This is a genomic window from Superficieibacter sp. HKU1, from assembly GCF_029319185.1.
In the GTDB taxonomy this organism is placed as follows: Bacteria; Pseudomonadota; Gammaproteobacteria; order Enterobacterales; family Enterobacteriaceae; genus Superficieibacter.
Genome location: NZ_CP119754.1, coordinates 4,771,415 through 4,789,366 on the forward strand (window position 1 = coordinate 4,771,415; position 17,952 = coordinate 4,789,366).

At 51.9% G+C, this 17,952-nt stretch carries 18 protein-coding genes and 1 pseudogene; 6 read left to right on the plus strand and 13 right to left on the minus strand.

What is annotated here, in order from left to right; genetic code table 11:
• Positions 1–69 precede the first annotated feature (69 nt).
• Positions 70–816, plus strand: coding sequence for an acid phosphatase PhoC (gene phoC, locus P0H77_RS22685; protein WP_276160129.1), 747 nt, complete (start codon positions 70–72; stop codon positions 814–816).
• A 453-nt stretch (positions 817–1,269) separates the two neighbouring features.
• On the opposite strand, the pseudogene P0H77_RS22690 reads toward phoC, so the two are convergent.
• A pseudogene (locus tag P0H77_RS22690) lies at positions 1,270–1,560 on the minus strand (helix-turn-helix domain-containing protein).
• A 255-nt stretch (positions 1,561–1,815) separates the two neighbouring features.
• Between P0H77_RS22690 and P0H77_RS22695 the strand changes: the two are divergent.
• The 3 genes from P0H77_RS22695 to P0H77_RS22705 all read left to right on the plus strand — a co-directional run bounded on the left by P0H77_RS22695 (position 1,816) and on the right by P0H77_RS22705 (position 3,577).
• Positions 1,816–2,724, plus strand: coding sequence for an alpha/beta hydrolase (locus P0H77_RS22695; RefSeq protein ID WP_276160136.1), 909 nt, complete (start codon positions 1,816–1,818; stop codon positions 2,722–2,724).
• A 92-nt stretch (positions 2,725–2,816) separates the two neighbouring features.
• Positions 2,817–3,128: a type II toxin-antitoxin system HigB family toxin gene (locus tag P0H77_RS22700; RefSeq protein WP_276160144.1), complete on the plus strand. Its 312-nt coding sequence runs from the start codon at positions 2,817–2,819 to the stop codon at positions 3,126–3,128.
• Between the two features lie 20 nt (positions 3,129–3,148).
• Entirely contained in the window at positions 3,149–3,577 is a 429-nt protein-coding gene (locus tag P0H77_RS22705) for a helix-turn-helix domain-containing protein (protein WP_276160149.1), read from the plus strand.
• Between the two features lie 10 nt (positions 3,578–3,587).
• On the opposite strand, the gene fabY is transcribed toward P0H77_RS22705, so the two are convergent.
• The 10 genes from fabY to yihU form a co-directional block, all read right to left on the minus strand.
• Positions 3,588–4,529 (minus strand): fatty acid biosynthesis protein FabY, encoded by a 942-nt coding sequence (fabY, locus tag P0H77_RS22710; protein WP_276165204.1) that lies wholly within the window; start codon positions 4,527–4,529, stop codon positions 3,588–3,590.
• Between the two features lie 44 nt (positions 4,530–4,573).
• Positions 4,574–5,011, minus strand: a complete 438-nt coding sequence (dtd, locus tag P0H77_RS22715) for a D-aminoacyl-tRNA deacylase (protein WP_276160162.1) — start codon at positions 5,009–5,011, stop codon at positions 4,574–4,576.
• Positions 5,008–5,868: a virulence factor BrkB family protein gene (locus P0H77_RS22720; RefSeq protein WP_276160163.1), complete on the minus strand. Its 861-nt coding sequence runs from the start codon at positions 5,866–5,868 to the stop codon at positions 5,008–5,010. Before P0H77_RS22720 ends, dtd begins: the two co-directional genes overlap by 4 nt.
• Entirely contained in the window at positions 5,865–6,461 is a 597-nt protein-coding gene (gene yihX / locus P0H77_RS22725; RefSeq protein WP_276160164.1) for a glucose-1-phosphatase, read from the minus strand. The genes P0H77_RS22720 and yihX overlap by 4 nt, the downstream gene beginning before the upstream one ends.
• A gap of 113 nt (positions 6,462–6,574) precedes the next feature.
• Positions 6,575–7,471 carry an aldose 1-epimerase gene (locus P0H77_RS22730; RefSeq protein ID WP_276160165.1) on the minus strand — a complete coding sequence of 299 codons (897 nt, stop codon included), beginning with the start codon at positions 7,469–7,471 and terminating at the stop codon, positions 6,575–6,577.
• On the minus strand, positions 7,461–8,816 hold the full coding sequence (locus tag P0H77_RS22735; protein ID WP_276160173.1) for an MFS transporter: 1,356 nt from the start codon (positions 8,814–8,816) through the stop codon (positions 7,461–7,463). The genes P0H77_RS22730 and P0H77_RS22735 overlap by 11 nt, the downstream gene beginning before the upstream one ends.
• Before the next feature lie 65 nt (positions 8,817–8,881).
• Complete coding sequence (locus tag P0H77_RS22740; protein ID WP_276160175.1) at positions 8,882–10,309, minus strand: MFS transporter; 1,428 nt, start codon at positions 10,307–10,309, stop codon at positions 8,882–8,884.
• Between the two features lie 67 nt (positions 10,310–10,376).
• Positions 10,377–11,387: an alcohol dehydrogenase catalytic domain-containing protein gene (locus P0H77_RS22745; RefSeq protein WP_276160180.1), complete on the minus strand. Its 1,011-nt coding sequence runs from the start codon at positions 11,385–11,387 to the stop codon at positions 10,377–10,379.
• 30 nt (positions 11,388–11,417) lie between these two features.
• A complete protein-coding gene (locus tag P0H77_RS22750; protein ID WP_276160185.1) occupies positions 11,418–12,296 on the minus strand; it encodes an aldolase in 879 nt (292 codons plus the stop codon).
• An 18-nt stretch (positions 12,297–12,314) separates the two neighbouring features.
• Positions 12,315–13,211 (minus strand): sulfolactaldehyde 3-reductase, encoded by an 897-nt coding sequence (gene yihU / locus P0H77_RS22755; RefSeq protein WP_276160191.1) that lies wholly within the window; start codon positions 13,209–13,211, stop codon positions 12,315–12,317.
• A gap of 173 nt (positions 13,212–13,384) precedes the next feature.
• Between yihU and P0H77_RS22760 the strand changes: the two genes are divergently transcribed.
• Both P0H77_RS22760 and P0H77_RS22765 read left to right on the plus strand, forming a co-directional pair.
• Positions 13,385–14,284, plus strand: a complete 900-nt coding sequence (locus tag P0H77_RS22760; protein WP_276160196.1) for a sugar kinase — start codon at positions 13,385–13,387, stop codon at positions 14,282–14,284.
• A 39-nt stretch (positions 14,285–14,323) separates the two neighbouring features.
• The gene (locus P0H77_RS22765) at positions 14,324–15,112 is read left to right on the plus strand and encodes a DeoR/GlpR family DNA-binding transcription regulator (RefSeq protein ID WP_276160201.1); all 789 of its coding nucleotides are present in this window, start codon (positions 14,324–14,326) and stop codon (positions 15,110–15,112) included.
• An 11-nt stretch (positions 15,113–15,123) separates the two neighbouring features.
• Here the strand turns inward: P0H77_RS22765 and P0H77_RS22770 are convergent, their stop codons facing one another.
• Together P0H77_RS22770 and P0H77_RS22775 are read right to left on the minus strand one after the other, a co-directional pair.
• Positions 15,124–16,152, minus strand: coding sequence for a LacI family DNA-binding transcriptional regulator (locus P0H77_RS22770; RefSeq protein WP_276160206.1), 1,029 nt, complete (start codon positions 16,150–16,152; stop codon positions 15,124–15,126).
• The gene (locus P0H77_RS22775) at positions 16,125–17,855 is read right to left on the minus strand and encodes a solute:sodium symporter family transporter (RefSeq protein ID WP_276160213.1); all 1,731 of its coding nucleotides are present in this window, start codon (positions 17,853–17,855) and stop codon (positions 16,125–16,127) included. Before P0H77_RS22775 ends, P0H77_RS22770 begins: the two co-directional genes overlap by 28 nt.
• Positions 17,856–17,952: the final 97 nt, after the last annotated feature.

Sequence of the window (17,952 nt, forward strand, 5' to 3'; positions counted from 1 at the left end):
CCGTAAAAAACAACAGAATAATATGCTCTTTATACCGAAAGATGCTCAAAATAAATAAAGGAAATCTGAATGAAAATGCCTCTTATTACCTTTTGCCTTGCCAATGTATTCTCTATTAATGTCTTTGCTCTGGTTCCGCCAGGTGATGATACCACCACGAAGCCCGATCTCTACTATCTTACAAATGCTCAGGCCATTGATAGCTTAGTACTGTTGCCGCCACCACCGGAAGTAGGAAGTCTTGCCTTTTTAAATGATCAGGCAATATACGAAAAAGGGCGACTTCAGCGCGGTACCAGGCGGGGAAAAGAGGCCATGTATGACGCAAATCTGGGCGGGGGTGGAGTGGCTAGCGCTTTCTCTAGTGCTTTCGGCTCGCCAATTACAGCAAAAGTTACTCCCGAGCTTTATAAATTGCTGACCAATATGATTGAAGATGCAGGCGATCTAGCAACCCGCAGTGCAAAAGAAAAATATATGCGCATTCGTCCATTTGCTTTCTACGGCACCAACACCTGTAATACCAACCAGCAAAATGAGTTGACGAGAAACGGCTCCTATCCTTCCGGTCATTCCTCTATCGGTTGGGCAACAGCGCTGGTACTAGCTGAAATTAACCCAGAACGCCAAAATGAAATCTTACGGCGAGGCTTTGAACTAGGTCAAAGCAGAGTCATTTGTGGTTACCACTGGCAGAGCGATGTTGATGCGGCACGGATTGTTGGTTCTGCCGTTGTAGCCACGTTACATACCAGTCCCGCCTTCCAGCAGCAATTGCAGAAAGCCAAATCAGAATTTGCAAGATCGCATAATTAGTTTATGAACATAATCGGCTAACATGGTTACGACAGAAACGAGTACTGAATATATTTATTACAAGATTATATTCTTTTGATTTAGTGTATTAATGCCTGAAGCATGTGCTTTCTGGCTTACCCATTATTTAGGAGCAGCCCGTGAATAAACCCGCCATGCCTCCCGAAGTTGTCCACCGCATACAATTTCTTTATTTAATATTGTTATGATTTGCTGGGGGAATATATGGATTAATTTTTAGTGAACATAGCTCTAAAGCCACGATTTATGGCCTTCTGCCTTGGCGTGACTTGCAGGTGAGTAAAGTGATATACAACGGGAGCTCCGGATTGTTATTCAACCCAACGAAATGGCTTGATGGTCTCATTGATATTCATTACATGTATCCTTATGCTGGGCGCAAACGCCTTATCTGAAACAAGATCAGGATCATAACTGGAGAGTAGAGAGCCGTTATTGCGCTAGCGCAGGAATGACATGTCGCGGATCGTTCTCTATCGCCCTTAGCAACGCTTTTGCTGGCCCGGTGGGTGAGCGTTACCCCTGCTCCCGGTTACGCAAAGTATCACCATTTACCGATATTAAATCCGCGAATTTAGACTGCGATAATCCCGTAGCCTGACGAATTTCTTTAATTTTCATCGCATCAATGTGAAATGTTCGGGAAGGATGCCGTGTTCCCACCATAAATTCATTCATTTGATGAATGCTTTGGGTTAATTGTTCGAATAATATCTTATCCATATTAGCTTCCCCCTTCCCTGGTAACTCGGTTTCTCTGATGTGGGATTCATTTGTCTTACGATAATCTAAATAAATTGTACGTCAATGGCGTACTGTGCCACTTTGCAAACTTACCGCCTTATACTCCGTTTACATGTCTTTGCTTCCACTTTTGCGAGGCGCTTTCCAGAATCAGATCCCCACCAAAATTTGCGTTTTCATTTGCCAGCAGCCAGGTTATAAAACTGGATATCCATACAGGCAGAGAGCGTATTCATGGCACTGGAAAAAGGTATCGCGGCGCTAGTTAACGATTTTATCGCCGCCGGACGTCCGTCAGAACGACATCAAAGCGTTGAACAACGTCGGGAGGGCTATATAGCCAGCACCGTTCTCGCGGGCGAGAAGGAAACGCGCGTGACAGTGAAAGATATGGAGCTTGAAGGGTTGAGCTTCCGGGTTGTCTCGCCGCTTAACGCTAAGGGCGTTCTGCCGACGGTAATTTATTACCACGGCGGCTGTTTCGTCAGCGGCGGTTTTGCCACGCACGATCATCAGTTGCGGCAACTGGCGTTTTACAGCAGCTGCCGGGTGATTGCCGTTCAGTACCGATGCGCGCCGGAGCAAACTTACCCTGCGGCGCATGACGATGCAGAAAAAGGCGCGGATATCATCTGGCAGCATGCCGACACGCTCGGCGTCGATCGCACGCGCATAACACTCGCTGGCGACAGCGCGGGCGGGCATCTGGCGCTGGTCACGGCGCTGCGTCTGAAAGCGGCAGGCCAGTGGCAACCTGCACGGCTCATTCTCATCTATCCGATGCTCGATGCCACCGCCCATTTCGAAAGCTATACCCGTAACGGCCTCGACTACATCATTACCCGCGACACGTTGCTTTCCGGTTACGAGATGTATTTGCCTCATACAGAACGCCAGCATCCGGAGGCCAGCCCGCTGTGGCGGGATGACTTCAACGGTCTGCCTCCCGTGCATATCATTACTGCTGAATACGATCCGCTTTGCGACGAAGGCGAAGCGCTGTACCAACGGCTGAGTGAACAGGGCGTGGAGAGTACCTGCCAGCGCTATCTCGGCGTCATTCACGGCTTTTTTCAACTGGGTGGAGTAAGCCTGGCGGCAAAGAACGTGATGCGGGATATTGCCTGGCGGGCTGGTATATAGATGACTATTTCTCTGTTGTTTTCATATTGAAAACAACAGGTCCATCCACTATAGTGTTTTCAGGCTGAAAACACCGGTACAAGGACAGAGCCGTGCATGTTATTAGCCGTAAGCCTTTTAACGAGGCGATAGCCAGCTTTCCCGGTTGTGCCATCGCGCTCGTCGACTTGCTGAATGTCCTGGAGAAAAAGACTTTCAGCGATCCACAAGAGATGAAAAGCTATCTTCCTTCTCTGGACAACTTTAAATACAGGAAAAAATGGTGGGTAGTTGATGTTGCAGGTAACAGCTTACGGCTCATCGCTTTTATGGATTTCAGGCTGCAAAAAGTTTTTGTGAAGCATATTGTTTCCCATGCCGAATACGACAGGCTAACAAAATACTACCGGAGCCATACAGAATGAGCAGGCCCAATATACACCTTATGGATACCGCTAGCGCAGAAAAGATGGTTAACGCTTTCTCAAAAGCAGTGAAGCCTATTCCTCTGATGAACGGAGAACGTAACGAAACGGAGTATCGCAGAGCACTGGCGCTGATTGAATTCTTAATCGACAGGGACGATCTGGATAACCCGCTTTTTGAACTTCTCGCCAGACAAATCAGCGATTATGAAGACCAATCTCCTGAATTTGCAGAGTTTAATCGCCGCCTGGAAAGCACGCCTCCGGGCGTCGCTATGCTGCGAACGCTGATGGATCAGTACGGCTTAAAAGCAGCCGATTTAGCACAGGAGCTTGGGTCAAAAGCCAACGTCAGCAATATTCTCAATGGCCGCAGGGCGCTGACGGTAAAGCACATCAAAGCGCTCTCCGAACGTTTTAACCTTCCGGCACAGGCATTTATCGAATAAAGAGGAGCCATCACTCCTCCTCATTCCCCCCTTCTTCCAGCGGCCCAAATGGCTTCGCGGGGAGCACGATATAGATACCTTCAAACACCGCGCCGGAGGTTTCATTGCCGAACAGTTCGACCTGTAATTGCACGCGCGCCTTACGCCCGCGCGCCAGACGGTCGAGATCGCCGCTGAGCGAGCCAAGATCGGCAATGGCGGTTGGACGCCCACTAATTGGGCGACTGTAGCGAATATGCGCGTCGGCCAGGATAATCGTCCCGCCCAGATGACGCTCGCGCAGCATCAACCAGATCAGCCCCCAGCCGGTCAGCGTCGCCAGTGAAAACAGGCTGCCGGCAAACAGGGTATGGTGCGGATTTTGATTGCCGGTTTCGGGCATGGTGGTAATAAATTTTTGCCCGGTATACTGCTGGATGCGCACGCCCATCTTTTCACTGAGCGGAATGTGCTCGTACCACGCCTGCTGGAGTTGTCCGCACCAGTCGCCACGGTGCAGGATGTCATCCAGCGACGCGATAGGTTTAATCATCAGAAAGTGGCGCAGCGGCGTGGTTTGCGGGGCAGTAATTTCCCCCTGGTTCACAAATCCCAGCTTCGCGAAGAACTCGACTGCATCTTCACGTGCGCTACAGGTCACGCGCTTTACCCCTTCCTGCCGCGCGACGGACTCAAGAGTCATCGCCATCAGCGTTCCCAGTCCCTTCTCCTGCACACCAGGATCGACCGCCATAAAGCGAATAGACGCCTCGTTATCGGCATTAATATAAAGCCGTCCGACGGCCACCAGTTTGCCCTCTTCATCCACCACCATCTGGTGATGCGCCAGCGCATCCCAGGCATCGCGTTCGGATCCTTTCGGCTGATGCAGCGGTTTACGCAGCATCTCCCAGCGAAACTGATAGTAGGCGTCTAACTCTTCTGCTGTTTGCGGTACGCGAAGGTGATACATAGCGGCACTCTCTTTTGTTACTCGCGGCCACGCCGGGAGCTGGCTCATACCTGAAGCCAGAACGTAACCGGCCCATCATTAACCAGTGAAACCTGCATATCGGCGGCAAATCGCCCGGTCTGCGTCTCTATCTGCTGCTGACGGCAGCGGTCGGCAAAATATTCATACAGTTCTTCAGCGCGATCCGGCGCGGCACCTTTCGAGAAGCCGGGACGCATTCCACGTTCGGTATCTGCCGCCAGCGTAAACTGCGACACCACCAGCACGCTCCCGCCTGCCTGCTGAACGTTAAGGTTCATCTTGCCGTCGGCATCGCTAAAAATTCGGTAGCCAAGCACGCGCTCGCACAGGCGATTCGCTTTCTGTTCGTCATCCTCTTTTTCGACACCCAACAGGACCAAAAGTCCCTGGCCGATTTCACCCGTCACCTCACCCTCCACGGTGACGCTGGCACGGGTTACGCGCTGAATTAATGCAATCATGGCTGGTCTTCTTTTTCTTCTTTGAGTTTTCGGTACTCTCCGAGAGTGACAGTTATTTCCGCGCCAAGCAAGACGATGCACCACGTCCAGTAGACCCAGACAAACAAAATAGGGATCACCGACAGCACGCCGTAAATGAGCTGATAGGAGGGAAAGGTGGTGATGTAGAGCGCAAATCCTTTCTTACCCGCCTCGAACAGCAGCGCGGCGACAAATGCCCCGATCACCGCATCCCGGTTTGGCACCTGCGTCGTTGGCACCACGCTGTATAGCAGCCAAAAAGAGAGCCACGAGAGGATCAGAGGGAAGATACGCAGCACGTCATCAATCACGCTATTTAACTCACTGGCCCAGCGCAACGAGAGCAGATACGAACTGATCACCAGGCTGGCACCTGCGAGCACCGGCCCCAGGGTCAGGATCATCCAGTAGACTGCAAAGGAGTAGACTTTAGGTCGGATGCGTTTGCTGCGCCAGATAGCGTTTAACGCGCTGTCGATGGCATACATCAGCAGGAGCGAGGTTACGATCAGGCCGCACGCTCCGACCGCCGTCATTTTGCTGGAATTCGCCACGAACTGTTCAATATAGCGCTGGATCACATCCCCGGTCGCGGGCATGAAATTAGCGAAAACGAAATGGCGGAGTTGAACGCTCACATCCGAAAACATCGGGAACGCCGCAAACAGCGCAAAGATCACGGCGACCAGCGGCACCAGGGAGAGCAGCGAGACATAGGCAAGGTTACCCGCCAGCGTCGTCATGTTATCTTCATCGATACGCTGCCAGAGTAGTTTCAGCCACGCCACCAGCGGGCGCGTCGAGTAACTGATTTTTTGCCGTAAAGAGGTCATCATAACTGCTTCGAGAAGTAGTCCGGGATGGTTTCTTTCCCCGTTACCAGGATACTGGTGATCCCCAGCAATTTGGCACCTTCTATATTATCGGCGTTATCGTCGAAAAAGACCGTATCCTCAGCTGAAAATCCTTCTGCCTGTAACACCTGCTGATAAATACGGGCTTCTGGTTTACGCATGCCTAAATCCTGCGACAGATAGATCCGATCGGCGGCACTGCGGATTTCCGGGTATTCCTCCGGCCAGAAAGTGGTATGCAAACGGTTGGTGTTTGACAGCACCACAACGCGATGCCCCTGCTCCCTCAGCTTATGCATGATCTCAATAACTTCCGGGCGCAGCGCAACAAAGACAGCCTGCCAGCCGTGCGAGAACTGCTCGTAGCTCAGCGGTAGATCCATTTCACGACATAACGCCTCGGCGAAAGCCTCATCGGTGATCTCGCCCCGCTCATGCTGATGGAACGTGTCGCCCATCGCAAACGTCTGCTTCAACGTTGCCAGCGGTACACGGCTAAAATCGCTCCATGCCCCCAGCACACGGTTGAAGTCGATATCGACAATCACATTACCCAAATCAAAGATATAGAGCATTTTTGTCTCCTTTCGCGCCGTGGAGGAATAACTGTAGCGGGAAAGGCGAGGTTTGACTATGGGGTTATAAGGATTTGTAAACGCCCACAAACATGTGGGCGCGCCACGAAAAATCAGCAGGAAGGCTCCGCGTTAAACGCCCACCGACTTTCAATTACTAACGGCTTATCCGGGCTCACAAAGTGCGGATCGCGGTTAATAGCATTCGGCGCCTGAGAAAGCGGGTTGACGCAGGTTGCATCAGGCTGTTTATCAAAGACGACTAATGAAGGGGCTGGAGACGTCATTTCCATCCTCAGTTTGCCGGGCCAGTTCAGCGTGGCATGAACGCCACGAGTGAAACCGAAACAGTCATCCCACGGGCCTGGTTGCGGCGCGATTTTTTTGCCAGTGGGGAGTTCGTCATCCCCCGGCTCTTCCTGCCAGTCCGCCGTAAACGCAACGCAGAGTTCCTGTTCATCGCGATCTGGACCAAGCTTTTTGTTAAACCAGGGATGCCATCCAGCCGAGGCCGGAAAAGTCGCTTTTGCCGAATGGATTTCCAGTCTGAGGAGGATCGTGTCGCCCTCAAGCGTGATTATCTGGCAGACATCTCCCTGCCACGGCCAGGGGCTATCCAGTTGTGACCGAAGTATAACGCTATTGTTTGTCTGTTTTAGCACCTCCCATGAGGAATAGCAGGCCATGCCGTGTAACGCATGAGGCGGTTTATTGGCTGGTAACGCGTACTGGTTGTTGCCTACCGTCAGTGTCGCATTACCGAGACGGCCCGCCCACGGCACCATGGGAAAGCAGCCGTACTGAAAGGCCCGTCGCTCGGGGTGCCACGGCCTGAGGACATCAAAACCAAACGCGCAAAGCGACACAATGCGCGCACCATCCTGCGGATCGATCAGCAGGCGCAGATTGTCATTTTTGAGGATGACCGACTCACCGGAAGGCCCGGGCCATGGAGTATCAAATGCCTGCTGCAGTGCCAGTCGGTGCGCATTATTCCTTTCAATGTTCATTAGATTGCTCCCTGATAAAGCGATAAGAATGTTGTACGTTCTCTTGCGGTTGATGCGGCTCAATAAACCAGACGCAGATAAATGAAATGGTTGAAATAGCGAATAAAAAAGAGGCGACATACCACGGTTTTCCGTCGCCCAGCGCCAGCAGACTTGAGGCAATAAGAGGACTTAATCCTCCAAGAATGGCGGAAAACTGATAAGCAAAAGAGAGGCCGGTATAGCGCACCTGCGTTCCAAACATGCGCGTAAATAGCGTTGGCTGGACGGCAAACATCATGGTAGGGCCGAGGTTGTAGCCGAGGATCATGCTGCACCAGATGATGAGTGTGCTTTTCGTTCCCAGCAGCAGAAAAAAGGGAAATGCAAACAGCATGCAAAATCCGGCACCTAATAAGTATATTTTTCGTTGTCCGACGCGATCTGAAATCCACCCCATTAAAGGGCAACAAAAAATACCGATGGCCGACGCAATCAACATCCCGGTCAGGGGGATATCACGGGAGAGTATAAGCTGACTGGAAATATACACAATGCCAAACGCGTTAATGATATTGGAGGAGACGCTTTCTGCCAGTCTGGCTCCCAGCGCCAGAAAGGTATTGCGCGGGTGGTTACGAAACAGCTCAAACAAAGGGAGCGGCGCTTTTTTCGGCTTTCCTGCCTGACGCTGTTTTTTGAAATCGAGCGTTTCCTCTGTATGCAGCCGTATAAACATACCGACAATCAGCATGACCGCAGAGAGCCAGAAGGGAATACGCCAGCCCCATGAGAGAAATTGCTCCTGGGTCAGAAAATGGTTACAAAGTGCAAACACGCCGGTCGCCAGCATGATGCCCACCGACGCCGCCGTCTGCGGCAACGCGCCAAGAAAACCTCGTTTTGCTTCTGGCGCTGACTCAATGGTCATCAGCGCCGCGCCACCATACTCACCTCCCAGCCCGAATCCCTGAATCAGACGCAGCACCATAAGGATCAGAGGAGCCCAGAGACCAATATCATGATAAACAGGAATAAAGCCGATTAAAAAAGTGGAGGTGCCTACAATTGCCAGTGTCCAGATTAGCGTAATTTTACGACCTACTTTATCGCCAAAATGTCCAAAAACAATGCCGCCTAAGGGCCGTGTCAGGAAGCCAACGCCGAAGGTCGCGAATGAGGCAATCAGCCCTATCCACGGATCGCTGTCCGGAAAAAACAGCGGCGCAAATACAAGGCCGGCGGCAGTACCAAAAATGAAAAAGTCATACCATTCCAGCAGTGCGCCAGCAAAACTGCCTATTATTACGCGGCGCATTGCTTTACCAGATAATGTTTCACTCGGTTCACGTAATCTTTCAGACATAATTTCTTCTCCATTACGGTGAGAAGGTTTACTTTGCGCGTCGATACGTGCCGACGCGCATTATTTTATTTTTCCAGTTCCGTCAGTACCTGAGCATCCTCAGCGTCCACATTGGCACCGAGAGGTTCCCACTTGATCAGCACACAGGTGATGAATCCCAGGAAGGGAACGATGGCCAGCCAGAAGAAGGCGTCTGTTTTTAACGCCCCCCATAACATCGGCCAGAAGATAAGACCTGCAATGGCACCGGTGCGCATTATTGCCCTCGCGAATCCCACGCCGGTGGGACGAATAACCGGAGGATATGAAAGTGTTGCAATGGTCATCCCCAGCCCACCCGGTCCTGCCGAATGGAAGAAAATAATCGCCCCCAGTAACCCCAGAGACAGCCAGGGATTGGTGGTCGCCAGCGCGCCCAGTGCTAATAGCGCCAGCGTAACGAAAGCAAAGCCATACATGGATTGCAGGCGCGTGCCAAAACGCTGGAGAATAAGCGAACCAATCAAACCGCCGGAGATTCCGCACAGCGCATTGACGACGGCCGATCCTGAAAGCGCTCCCGCCAGCCCACCACTCAATATACCCGCGAGCGTTAGCGGCAGATAAACCCCCACCGCATTGTATTGCCAGGCCTGCATCGTCGCGACAACGCAGCCAAGCACGGTACGTCTGCGATAACGAGAATTAAACAGGATGCCGTAACCGCCGTGAAATTTATGTTCCTGTTTTTCAGCGGATTGCACAGAAGAGGGTGATACCACGCTGGCATCCACCCCATAACGCTTTTTAAGGATATGGCAGGCTTCCTCATAACGGCCCACGCGCGCCGCCCACATCGCAGATTCACCAATAAAGAAGTAGCGCAGGATCATGATGATGACGGCAAACACAGCGCCAATGAAAATGCCATAGCGCCAGAGCTGCTCTTCCGCAATACCGGACAGGAGGAGCGGTAACAACACCAGATAGACCACGGTTGTCGATACATACCACGCCATTTGCCAGAGGTTAACCGATGAACCGGTTTTCTTTGAGGTTGAACCGCGCAGTTCGGCTACCGCATTTGTCGCCAACGGGAAATCGATACCTAATCCGAATCCCATGATGACGCGGCAGACCAGGACCCACCAGATATCGGGCGCAACCGCCACCAGCGCAGCGCCGAGAGTACATAATGTCATACCTATCAGGAACGCATAACGCTGACCAAAACGGTTAATTACGCGGTTAGCCAGTAAGCCGCCAATCAATGCCGCCACCAGCACGGAGGCATTGACGGTCGCCGCGAGACCGGGAGAAATACCAAACTGGGCGGCAATGTATTTATTACCAAACCCCACCATCGCGGCCTGATAAGCATCAATCAGAATGCCGCCCAGAGCGATAAAGATGACGCCAACGTTAGCGTTCAACGCGGCATTTTTATTAACGATGTCGATAACATCCTGGGGACGACCTATCGTGTAGGGTGCAGGACTGGTGATGTCGCTCATCGCAGTATCCTTTTTCATTGTTGTAGAGCGGCGCTGCCAGGCAGCGCCAGACAGAGGTTGTTTACGCTTACACTTCTGAAAATTGCAGCATGACTTTTATTGAGTCATTTTGCTGCGCACGTTCAAAGGCGGCGGCGGCGTCGCTAACGGGATAGAGATCCGTTACCAGCTCGCGGGTATCAAAGCGTCCATCGGCCAGCCACTGGATGACCTCATCAAAATCCTCAGGGATATACATGCCGGAGTTGAGTAAATCACGTTCAAAGCGCTGCATCATTGGCAGAGGAATTTCACGCGGGCCACCGGGAACGCCCATGCAGACTACCGTTCCACCCGCATAGACGCGTGTACATGCCTCGTTGAGCGTTACCTGCGCGGCCACAACGTCAATCACGCCGGTAAATCTCGCCTCTTCTGACAGTTCACCTGGCGCAAAAACGGCCCCTGCTCCCAGTTTCAACGCTAAGTCGCGTTTTGCCTTGTCGGGTTCAATGACTGTGATCTTGCCCGCGCCCATAATGCGCAGCGCCTGAACGATAGACAAACCGATGGTCCCGGCACCAATGACCAGAACCTCTTCCAGCGAGGCTTCTGGCATCCGGTTAACACAATGCCTGGCGCAGGCGGCAGGCTCTGCAAATGCCAGCACTTTCAGCGGTAGCGAGGCGGGTGCCACATGACAGTTGCGGGCAGGGACGATGTGCTGCGAACGGGCAAAGCCCGGTGCGCGGAAGCCCGCCACCTGCGGTGGTTCACAAAGATTAAAGCGTCCGGCTTTGCATGCGCGGCACTCCATACACGCCATAATCGGATCGACAACAACGTGATCGCCGACCTTAACCGTGGTGACCTCGCTTCCCACTTCTGTTACGCGAGCGGCAATTTCATGTCCCGGTACAACCGGTGGTTTTGCAAAAGGATGCCCGCCTTTCAGAACGTGCAGATCGGAGCCGCAAATGCCAAAAAAGGCGGGGGCGATTCGGACTTCGTGCGCGTTAAGCGCCTGATGCGGCTGTTCAAGATATTGCGTGGTCACTTTGCCAATATCTGAAAATAAAACTTGGGTGATTTTATCCATCACTGTTCTCCGGATAGGTTTTATCAGCCATTAACGCTGAGCAATGCCTTCGTCGACAATTTCCGCCAGCCGCTGAAGACGCGGAACAGAAACATCGCGCAACATGGTCTGTGGATCCTGGGCACCGATGACGGAAGCCCATACGGCGCGCCCGGCAAGAAAACCAGAAGCCCCGCCTTTCATCGCAATGCGTACCGCGCGACCGAAAATATCGGCGTCCACGCCAGAGGAGAGGATCACCCACGGCATCTTCATCTGATCGTTAAGCTTCTGGCACGCTGCCAGCAGCGTTTTCTCATCACCTTTGCCGCCGTGAGGCATTTCGGCTTTGTACAGATCGGCTTGCGTATTACCCAATTCAGCCGCTGCCGCGACAATAGCCGCTTCACGATCGAACGCCCATCCACGGCGAGGCGGCCTGACCACCGGTTCAATAATGCTGACCAGCCCCGCGCTGCGGCAACGCTCAACGAATGACCTGACCATCGCCAGACGTTGCTCTGCCGGTTCGTCTTCACGCCATAGCACAAGAAGTTTCATTGCCTTAGCGCCCATCGCCCGTGCTTTATGGGGATCAACAGAGGTGTCAATTTCAACGCTGTCTACCGGGATGCCATTGCCCGGCACAAAAAGGTCGGCAGCAACAATCAGTCCGCAGGTATCAGCCACAGCGCGCTGCTCGACAATCTGGTCCAGGCAGAATTGTTTATCGGCAAGAACCGCCGAGGCATAGGGCGAAAGAATACGGGTGGCTGCAACTTTAAACCCGGTGAGTACATTGTCCGCTACCGGCTTTGGCTGGCCCGCCGCCATAAACATCAACCGCATTGCTTCACGCTGATCGACCGCCAGCATGGCAAAACCACCGGACGGACGGGCGATATCTTTCAGGGTATAAGGGGTATTCATAATTGCTCCTGTCACTATTTACTTGTTTACGGTTTCAACCAGACCGGCCTGCTGACGCATGTCGAGTAGTAATGCGCTCCAGTCCTGTCGGCCACGTCCACTGTCACTGGCTGACTGGTAATAGGTTTCCGCAACCTGCCCCATACCCAGTGGAACACCGGTTTGCTGTGCCACATCAACCGCGATACGCAGATCTTTCAGGGCCAGATCGACCATAAAGGCGGGTGAGACATCGCCTTTCAGCACCTTGCCCGGCCAGGAGGTGGTGAAATGGCCTTTTCCCGCCGCCGTGCCGCTCATGACGTTAATCGCCACCGCTAAATCCAGGCCAAGCGATTCACACAGCACTGCGGCTTCGCCAGAGAGCGCGTTCAGTGCAATGCTCATATAGTTATTAATCAGCTTCACGCGGATCCCCATACCCGGACCGCCCGCCTCAACCAGTTCCGAGCCCATGCACATCAGTACTGGCCGCGCACGCTCAACGTGTTCTGGGGTCCCGCCCGCCAGAATCAGCAAGGTGCCGTCTTTTGCGTTATCAGACGTTCTGCCGACCGGGGCATCCATCATGGCAAACCCTTTTTGCTGCATTTCCTTGATCAATGCATCAGTCTGTAAGGGATGGATGGTAGACATATCAATCACCAGCGCCGCCGGAGAAAGGGTTTCAGTCACGCCGTTTTCACCCATAAGCACCTGACGAACAATGTCTCCATTGGGCAGCATGGTAATAACAATGTCTGCTCCCCTGGCCGCGTCTGCTGGCGTTTTAGCGGCGGTGGCCCCTTTATCGACAAGCCGATTGACGGCATCGGCACTCACATCGAAAACGTGCAGTTGATGGCCCTTTAAAAGTAAGTTAGTGGCCATAGGGCTTCCCATTTGACCAAGGCCAAGAAAAGCGATAGTTGTCATGACTGTCTCCTGCATCCTCTGGATGGCTATAAAGTTACACATCAAAAATCATTTCCGTCTGTTTTTGAGCATATTTGTAATTTAAGGTTAAAAACTCGACACAGATCACTAATTAGATCATTTGTGTCATTAAAATGAGCATATGATGACAAACACAAAGGGAATAGACGGATATGACCAAAATCGCCTGTGTGGGAATTGCTGTTCAGGATCGGATTTACGCAATCAATGCGCTTCCTGAAGGGGGAGGAAAATATCAGTCAGAAGGCTATATCGAGGTGGGCGGCGGCCCGGCAGCAACGGCTGCGGTCGCGATTGCCCGGCTGGGCGGCGAGGTCGATTTTATCGGGCGCGTTGGCGATGACAGCTGCGGTACTGCCTTATTGGCAGAGCTTCAGTCGTGGGGCGTGAATACGCAATACTGTCGCCAGTATCCGGAGGCGCGTTCATCACAGTCGGCTATTTTAGTTGATAAGCAGGGCGAAAGAATAATTATCAATTATCCAAGCCCGGATTTACCGGACGACGCACAGTGGCTTGAAACAATTGATTTTTCGCAATATGACATGGTGCTGGCCGATGTACGCTGGCATGACGGCACGTTAAAAGCATTTAAGCTGGCTCGCGCCGTAAACGTCCCTACTTTGCTGGATGCTGACATGACACCGCAGGACATCACGCCACTGGTAGCGCTCGCCAGCCATGCCGTTTTCTCGGCCCCGGGGTTGCAAAAGATGACGGGACGAAATGATGATACTCTGGCACAGCTTAAAAGCGCCGCATCTTGTACCGATGCACAGGTCTATGTGACGCAGGGAAGTGAAGGTTCATACTGGCTTAGTCATGATCGTTTGTGTCATTTCCCTGCCTTTTCTGTTGATGTCGTTGATACCACCGGCGCAGGTGATGTCTTCCACGGTGCAATAGCCTTTGCGCTTGCCAAAAAAATGCCGCAAGATCGCGCTATTCGCTTCGCCAGCGCCGTTGCTGCCCTTAAATGCACTCAACCTGGCGGACGTGCCGGTATTCCTGATAGTGAGCAAACCGAGTCATTTTTGTCACGTTACAGGTAAACCTGAGGCGATAATTTACGGAAAATAACAGGAGAGATCATGAGCGTTATCGAACTGACCGGTAATCCGCGACACGATCAGCTCGTTCAGTATATTGCTGAGCGCGGGTATATGAATATTGATGAGCTGGCGCAGTTACTTGATGTTTCAACGCAAACCGTGCGCCGTGATATTCGTAAATTAAGCGAGCAGGGCCTTATCACTCGCCACCACGGCGGCGCTGGCCGCGTATCCAGCATAATGAACACGTCCTTTGAGCAGCGTGAGTTATCTTTAACGCATGAAAAACGGGCAATGGCTGAGGCCATTGCCGACTACCTGCCCGAACGCTGTACGGTGTTTATTACCATCGGGACGACCGTGGAAGCTGTCGCCAGAGCGCTGGCAGGACGGCGCGATCTGCGTATTATTACTAACAGTTTGCGGGTAGCTCAGATTCTCTATAAGAATCAGGATATTGAAGTCATGGTGCCTGGCGGCACCCTGCGTGCGCACAACGGCGGCATTGTGGGTCCGGCAGCGGTCAGTTTTGTTGAGGGATTCAGAGCGGACTATGCGATCACCAGTATAGGTGCGATCGAAAACGACGGCACGCTACTGGAATTCGATGTTAATGAAGCGACCATAGCCAGAACCATGATGGCCCATTCCCGCCATACGCTACTGGTTGCCGACCATACCAAATTTCATGCTTCAGCGGCCGTTTCCATTGGCAATGCGCGCAGGGTAAAAGCTTTCTTCACGGATACCCAGCCACCTGCCACGTTTAGTCAGCTTCTGGAGCAGGAAAAAGTCGAACTGGTGATTGCAGAAGAGGAAGCCTCCTGAAGGAGGCTTCTTTAAAACGGCAAGCGTGTACTTCCTCGCGGCATGATCTCAAAGCCCACATCAATAATTTCACCAGGATACTGCTTGTCCTGGCTCATTTTGAGCATCATTTCCGCCGTTTTTTCTGCAATTTTATTCGCATTCCAGTTCACACTGGATAGGGAAACCGGTGCCAGCCAGGCGCTGGAGGGAAAATCGCCAAAGCCCAAAATACTCAGTTGATCGGGAACGGTGATCCCTCTCGCCTGTGTTTCCATCAGTAACGCTGTAGCAATGGAATCGCTGGTACAAAAAATGCCGTCAATGTCACGCGCTTTCACCAGCGTCTTGATAAGAATTTCGCGGCTCGCCTGCCAGATATTTTCTGTTTGCGGGATGTCCACCAGCAACGCTTTCTTTCCTGCTTCTTCAAGCGCACGACAAAACCCTGCGTAGCGAATACGAGCGCGAATATCGTCGTGAAAACGCGTCGTAAAATAGGCCAAATGCGAACATCCTGTATCCAGCAAATAACGCGCAGCCGTATAGCCAATATGATCCTGATTATTACCGACCTGGGCGCTAAACACGCTGCCATCCACCTGCCACATTTGAACAACGGGTACCCCGCTGTTCTGTAACATTTTAAGGGTCGCAGGTTTATGATCGGCCCCGGCGATGGCAATAACGGCAGGGGACCACTGTAGAATGGCCCGTATTTGCTCTTCTTCTTTATCCAGACAATGATCGTGGGAGGCTATCGACAACTGGAAACCGTGTTCGCTTACGGTAGATTCTATACGTTGAATAACATGGCTGAAGGTCACATTAGCCAGTGAAGGCAGCACTACCGCCATATTACAGCTTTGCCCCCCGGTAAACTGGCTGGCAATCTTGTTATGGACATACCCTAAATCGTCAATTGCTGTCTGGATTTTTTTACCCGTTTTTGCCGAAACGCGGTCTGGCTGGCGGATATACAGGGATACCGTAGAGGGGGATACCCCGGCCTGCTGTGCAACATCATCAAGTTTTACGATTTGGCGTGACCTCTGGCGCATTCCTCTCCCTTCTGGTGATGACCACGAACTAACCTGACGATCAGTACCACGGCACCGAGCCAAATCAGCGCTAACAGAAGGTAAAAACTATCAGTAATACCCTCTCTGGACGCCAGCGCCAGCGGAGACAATGTGATAAATATACTGATCAAAGCCGCCATCATAATAACACTTGCCGGCGCTGCATATCGCCATTTTTCCATAGGAATATCGGGAGCGTGATGAGCGACAGGTCGTCTGTTCGAAGGTTGCCATAAGCCAATCAGTAGCATCATTGCCACTTCAATAACAAACAGAATGCCCATGACGTGAATGAAATGAAACGGGATCCACGCATCCAGCCCGGCAAAAGTATACAAACCATAAGCAACAATATGAAAAGCCAGTATCCATTTTGCGGCCAGCGCCGGTACAGCGCGAGTTAAAAACCCTACCAGAACAATTGCAATAATGGGGATATTATAAAAACCAGTAAAACGCCGCATTAAGTCAAAGATGCCATTCGGGCTCCATAACAGCAACGGAGCAATCACCACAGAAATGAGGGATATTACCACTGATGCCCTCTTACCTGTCCGCACCAGTTTTTTTTCGTCCTTGCAGCCGGTCAGAGGGGCGTATAAATCAATAACAAACAGCGTTGCGCCAGAGTTGACCACCGAATTGAAATGGCTAATGACCGTACCAAAGATGGCGGCGGCGAACATACCGACCAGCCACCAGGGAACCACGGCTTTCACTAACGCAGGATAGGCATAATCGACATGGGGGAAGACAGGGCCAAACATATTGAAAGCAATCAGACCGGGTAGAACCATTCCCAGCGGCACCAGCAGCTTTATACCGCCTGCCAGTAATACGCCCTTTTGACTTTCTGCAAGCGATTTGGCACCCAGTGTCCGCTGAATAATCATCTGATTGGTGCACCAGTAAAACATATTTGCACATAGCATACCGGTGAAAATAGTACTAAATGGCACGGAGGAGGTTGACGATCCTATCGCATTTAACTGCTCCGGATGTTCCAGTAAGAGAGTGCCACCGGCCAAAAAAGAGCCCTTTCCAAGCGCAAAAAGTCCCAGCACAGGCACCAGCATAGCGGCAACTAACAGAATAAGCCCACTGATGGTATCTGAAATCGCTACGGCTTTCAGGCCGCCTAACGTGGCATACAATCCCCCGGTAATCCCCATTACCAGTGAGAGCGTCCCAATCGCTCCCCAGTCAGAAAAGTGCATTATCTGCTGAAAATCGAACATTTCATTCATGGTGATTGCGCCAAGATAAAGACTGCAGGGATTAGCCATCACCGCATATCCCACCAGCAGCATAATGCTGACGATTCGCCGGGTGCTGCTATCGAAGCGCTCTTCAAGAAATTGCGGCAGAGTGGTAATGCCTCGTTGCAAAAAACGCGGCAGAAAAAAGAGAGCCATCATCACCGTCGCAATCGCGGCGGTACTTTCCCATGCCAGTCCGCTGATGTCGAAGCGGTAAGCGTTACCGTTTAGTCCAACCAGCTGCTCGGCGGACAAGTTAGAAAGCAGGAGCGATCCGGCGATAAAATAACCGCTCAATCCTCTCCCTGCCAGAAAAAAACCCACGACACCAGATTCAGAAACCCCTTTTGTTTTTCGATAGGAATATAGCGCTACGAAAACAAGAAAAAGGAAAAACGTCCCAATAGAAAATAGCATTTCCATATCATAAACCTTCTAAAAAATTGGCAAGGCGTACTATGTCACTGGAGATATGCTGTGATAAGGCCATGTCACTCTGAAACTTGACGTCGCAAACAAA

What these genes read in the sequence shown, in the direction of transcription:
- P0H77_RS22705 (WP_276160149.1), top strand. Translation starts at nt 3,149, where the DNA reads ATGGATACCGCTAGCGCAGAAAAGATGGTTAACGCTTTCTCAAAAGCA.
- P0H77_RS22720 (WP_276160163.1), bottom strand. Translation starts at nt 5,868, where the DNA reads ATGATGACCTCTTTACGGCAAAAAATCAGTTACTCGACGCGCCCGCTG.
- P0H77_RS22695 (WP_276160136.1), top strand. Translation starts at nt 1,816, where the DNA reads ATGGCACTGGAAAAAGGTATCGCGGCGCTAGTTAACGATTTTATCGCC.
- yihX (WP_276160164.1), bottom strand. Translation starts at nt 6,461, where the DNA reads ATGCTCTATATCTTTGATTTGGGTAATGTGATTGTCGATATCGACTTC.
- P0H77_RS22735 (WP_276160173.1), bottom strand. Translation starts at nt 8,816, where the DNA reads ATGTCTGAAAGATTACGTGAACCGAGTGAAACATTATCTGGTAAAGCA.
- P0H77_RS22760 (WP_276160196.1), top strand. Translation starts at nt 13,385, where the DNA reads ATGACCAAAATCGCCTGTGTGGGAATTGCTGTTCAGGATCGGATTTAC.
- phoC (WP_276160129.1), top strand. Translation starts at nt 70, where the DNA reads ATGAAAATGCCTCTTATTACCTTTTGCCTTGCCAATGTATTCTCTATT.
- P0H77_RS22740 (WP_276160175.1), bottom strand. Translation starts at nt 10,309, where the DNA reads ATGAGCGACATCACCAGTCCTGCACCCTACACGATAGGTCGTCCCCAG.
- P0H77_RS22775 (WP_276160213.1), bottom strand. Translation starts at nt 17,855, where the DNA reads ATGGAAATGCTATTTTCTATTGGGACGTTTTTCCTTTTTCTTGTTTTC.
- P0H77_RS22765 (WP_276160201.1), top strand. Translation starts at nt 14,324, where the DNA reads ATGAGCGTTATCGAACTGACCGGTAATCCGCGACACGATCAGCTCGTT.
- dtd (WP_276160162.1), bottom strand. Translation starts at nt 5,011, where the DNA reads ATGATTGCATTAATTCAGCGCGTAACCCGTGCCAGCGTCACCGTGGAG.
- fabY (WP_276165204.1), bottom strand. Translation starts at nt 4,529, where the DNA reads ATGTATCACCTTCGCGTACCGCAAACAGCAGAAGAGTTAGACGCCTAC.
- P0H77_RS22750 (WP_276160185.1), bottom strand. Translation starts at nt 12,296, where the DNA reads ATGAATACCCCTTATACCCTGAAAGATATCGCCCGTCCGTCCGGTGGT.
- yihU (WP_276160191.1), bottom strand. Translation starts at nt 13,211, where the DNA reads ATGACAACTATCGCTTTTCTTGGCCTTGGTCAAATGGGAAGCCCTATG.
- P0H77_RS22770 (WP_276160206.1), bottom strand. Translation starts at nt 16,152, where the DNA reads ATGCGCCAGAGGTCACGCCAAATCGTAAAACTTGATGATGTTGCACAG.
- P0H77_RS22730 (WP_276160165.1), bottom strand. Translation starts at nt 7,471, where the DNA reads ATGAACATTGAAAGGAATAATGCGCACCGACTGGCACTGCAGCAGGCA.
- P0H77_RS22745 (WP_276160180.1), bottom strand. Translation starts at nt 11,387, where the DNA reads ATGGATAAAATCACCCAAGTTTTATTTTCAGATATTGGCAAAGTGACC.